Genomic DNA, 3,490 nt, shown 5'->3' on the forward strand with positions numbered 1-3,490 from the left:
GGCAACCTGGGACGGCTGATCATGCCGGCGTTCGTGCTGGGCAGCGGCCTGGCCGCGGTGCTGATGCGGCAGATGCGATCGTCCATGTTGGACGCCCTGAACTCCGACTACGTGCGCACCGCACGCGCGAAGGGAGCGGGGGAGCGGCGCGTCGTCGGCATCCACGGCCTGCGCAACAGCCTGATCACCGTGCTGACCATCCTCGGCCTGCAGCTGGGCACGCTGATCTCCGGCGCGGTGGTCACCGAGCAGATCTTCGTGCTGCCGGGCTTCGGCAAATTGATGGTCGATGCCGTGTTCACCCGCGACTACCCGGTCGTCCAGGCCGCGGTGCTGGTCAGCGCGGTCGGCTACATCGTGGTGAACCTGCTGGTCGACCTGCTCTATTCGGTGGTGGATCCGCGAATCAGGGTCCGTGGAGGTGCGGCATGACCCAGCCGGTCGCAGACCTGCCCCGCGTGAGCGGATCCCGCCGCGTGCTGAGCCGCCTCCTGCGGCACCGCACCGGTGTCGTCGGCCTCGTCCTGTCGGTGCTGTTCGTCCTGATCGCGCTGGCCGCGCCGCTGATCGCACCGGCCGACCCGGCCGCGGTGAACTTCGACCACGTCCTGCAGCAGCCGTCGCTGGCCGCGCCGCTGGGCAGCGACGAGCTCGGCCGCGACCAGCTCGCCCGCGTCTTCTACGGCATCCGCGCGTCGATCGTGGTGGGCGTGCTGTCGGTGCTGCTCGCGGTCGTGGTGGCGGTGCCGCTGGGCCTGGTCGCCGGGTACTACCGCGGTATCGTCGACTCCGTCGTCTCCCGCATCACCGACACCCTGCTGGCCTTCCCGTTCCTGGTCCTGGCCGTCGGGCTCGCCGCGGTGCTCGGCGCGTCGATGCTGAACGCGGCCATCGCGATCGGCCTGTCCCAGGTGCCGAACCTGATCAGGGTGGTGCGCGGCGAAACCCTGCGGCTGGCGGGCGAGGACTACGTGACCGCCAGCGTCGCGGCCGGCGCTCGCGGCACCACGGCGATGTTCCGGCACATCCTGCCGAACGCGGTGAACGCGCTGCTCGTGCAGATCACCGTGGCGATCCCGCAGGCCATCATCGGCGAAGCACTGCTGTCCTTCCTGGGCCTCGGCGTCCAACCGCCCACCCCGTCGCTGGGCGTGATGCTCTCGTCCGCGCAGACCTACTTCGCGCAGGCCCCGTGGCTGGTGGTCTTCCCCGGCATCGCGGTCGTGCTCGCCACCCTCGGCTTCAACCTGCTCGGCGACGGCCTGCGGGACGCCCTGGACCCGAAGGGGAACCGATGAGCGACGTCCTTTCCTTCACCGACCTCCGGGTGCGCTTCCGCACCGAGGACGGCACGACCGACGCCGTGCGCGGCGTCAGCTTCGGCATCGCGCCCGGTGAGGTCCTGGCCGTGGTCGGCGAATCGGGCTCGGGCAAGAGCGTGACCGCGATGTCCGCGCTCGGCCTGCTCCCGCGCACCGCCGAGATCACCGGCCGCATCGAGCTCGACGGTGTCGAGCTGGGCGAGCAGGACCTGCGCCGAGCCCGCGGCAAGGACATCGCGATGATCTTCCAGGAGCCGATGACCTCGCTGAACCCGGTGTTCACCATCGGTTGGCAGCTCGTCGAAGCCATCCGCCTGCACAGCGATCCCGACGTGAACGCCCGCGAGCGCGCGGTCGAACTGCTCGACCTGGTCGGCATCCCGGAACCGGCGCGGCGTCTGAAGCACTACCCGCACCAGCTCTCCGGAGGGCAGCGGCAGCGCGTGATGATCGCGATGGCGCTGGCCTGCGAACCGAAGGTGCTGATCGCCGACGAACCGACCACCGCCCTGGACGTGACCGTGCAGGCCGAGATCCTGGCCCTGCTCCGAGACCTGCGCGAACGCTTGGGCACGACGATCCTGCTGATCACCCACGACATGGGCGTCGTCGCCGACCTCGCGGACCGGGTGGTCGTGATGTACCGGGGCGAGGTGGTCGAGCAGGCCGCCGTCGACGACCTCTTCCGCGCTCCGCAGCACGAGTACACCGGAGCACTGCTCGCCGCGGTGCCCAAGCTCGAGGTGGGGGAGTCGCAGGAGCCCGCACCCGCCGATCCGGTGCTCGCCGTCGAAGACCTGGTGGTCAGCTACGGCGACCAGCGAGCGGTGGACGGCGTCTCCCTGCACATCGACCGCGGCGAGGTCCTGGCCCTGGTCGGCGAGTCCGGCTCCGGGAAGTCGACCGTGGGGAAGTGCGCGGCCCGCCTGCTGACCCCGACCGAAGGTCGCGTCGTGCTCAACGGCCAGGACATCAGCACCCTGTCCGCCCGCCGCCTGCGCCCGCTCCGCCGGAACATCGGCATCGTCTTCCAAGACCCGGGCTCGTCCCTGGATCCGCGGATGACCATCGCCGCGAGCATCGCCGAACCCCTCCGCCTGCACCGCGCCGCGAGAGGCCGGGAACTCGACAAACGCGTCGACGAACTCCTGGACGCGGTCGAACTCGGGGCTTCCAAGCGCCAGCGCTACCCGCACGAACTCTCCGGAGGACAGCGGCAGCGCGTGAGCATCGCCCGAGCGCTGGCCCTCGAACCGGAACTCCTGATCGCCGACGAACCGACCAGCGCCCTCGACGTATCAGTGCAGGACGCGGTGCTGGAGCTGTTCCAGTCCCTGCAGGCCAGGCTGAACTTCAGCTGCCTGTTCATCAGCCACGACCTGGCGGTGGTCAACCTGCTCGCGCGCCGCGTGGCGGTGATGCACCGGGGAAAGGTCGTGGAACAAGGAGACCGGGCACGAGTGCTGGGGGACCCGCAGCACGAGTACACCCGCCGACTCCTGGCGGCGGCCCCGGTCCCGGACCCGATCCGGCAGCGCGAACGCCGCCTGGCCGGCTGACGCCGAGCTCAGTCCTCGGCCCGGTGACGACGGGAACGAGCGCGCTGAGCGGGACCCGTGCGCGCAGCCTTCTTCGACTCGGCCTTGGGGCGCTCGACGCGTTCGGTCAGCGCAGCCGCGAACTCCGGCGGGGAACTAGGACCCCAGTTGCGGTCCTCCGGGTCCACCAGAGTCTTCTGCAGCTCGGTGTAGATCGGCGTCGAGTCCACTGCGTACCCCCGTTCTGACGATCGCCTGGCAGGCTACCTGCGCGAACGAGGGGAATCGCGGCAAAGAAGCAGGACCACACGAACGTGGACATCGACCCCGGTCCGCGCCGATCCGGCCGACGAGCCCGGAAAACCGCCCTTGACCAGCGATGATGACCTTTGAGGGGGGTGGTGTTCAGGGGGTGTTTCGGGGTGTGTAAAGTTATCCAGGTCAGCGCGACACGGGCCGGGAAAACCGGGCCAGGCCTGACGCGGGGTCAAAACCCAGTCTCCACAAACGAGTGGTAGCCTGGCTTGGCTTCACGACGAAGACTTTGAAAATGCGATTCGCTTCGCGGTTGATAACTTCAGAGCTGGTTCGGTATCCGGGTGATAACGAAATGGGATCGGGACAACGGAA

Annotated in this window: 4 protein-coding genes; 3 read left to right on the forward strand and 1 reads right to left on the reverse strand. The window is 69.3% G+C overall.

Annotated features, from left to right (window positions below; translation table 11 throughout):
* The 3 genes from ABTZ89_RS37095 to ABTZ89_RS37105 form a co-directional block, all read left to right on the forward strand.
* Positions 1 to 432, forward strand: a 432-nt coding sequence (locus ABTZ89_RS37095) for an ABC transporter permease (protein ID WP_351053811.1), incomplete at its 5' end; no start/stop codon positions are given.
* Complete coding sequence (locus tag ABTZ89_RS37100) at positions 429 to 1,298, forward strand: ABC transporter permease (protein ID WP_351053814.1); 870 nt, start codon at positions 429 to 431, stop codon at positions 1,296 to 1,298. The genes ABTZ89_RS37095 and ABTZ89_RS37100, both read left to right, overlap by 4 nt.
* Positions 1,295 to 2,881: an ABC transporter ATP-binding protein gene (locus tag ABTZ89_RS37105; RefSeq protein WP_351053817.1), complete on the forward strand. Its 1,587-nt coding sequence runs from the start codon at positions 1,295 to 1,297 to the stop codon at positions 2,879 to 2,881. The genes ABTZ89_RS37100 and ABTZ89_RS37105 overlap by 4 nt, the downstream gene beginning before the upstream one ends.
* 8 nt (positions 2,882 to 2,889) lie before the next feature.
* Here the strand turns inward: ABTZ89_RS37105 and ABTZ89_RS37110 are convergent, their stop codons facing one another.
* On the reverse strand, positions 2,890 to 3,090 hold the full coding sequence (locus ABTZ89_RS37110) for a hypothetical protein (protein ID WP_270952281.1): 201 nt from the start codon (positions 3,088 to 3,090) through the stop codon (positions 2,890 to 2,892).
* Between the last annotated feature and the right edge of the window lie 400 nt (positions 3,091 to 3,490).

It is taken from the genome of Saccharopolyspora sp. NPDC002686 (genome assembly GCF_040295745.1).
GTDB lineage: Bacteria > Actinomycetota > Actinomycetes > Mycobacteriales > Pseudonocardiaceae > Saccharopolyspora > Saccharopolyspora oryzae.

Coding starts and splice junctions, on each gene's coding strand:
- ABTZ89_RS37100 (WP_351053814.1), top strand. CDS start 429: ATGACCCAGCCGGTCGCAGACCTGCCCCGCGTGAGCGGATCCCGCCGC.
- ABTZ89_RS37105 (WP_351053817.1), top strand. CDS start 1,295: ATGAGCGACGTCCTTTCCTTCACCGACCTCCGGGTGCGCTTCCGCACC.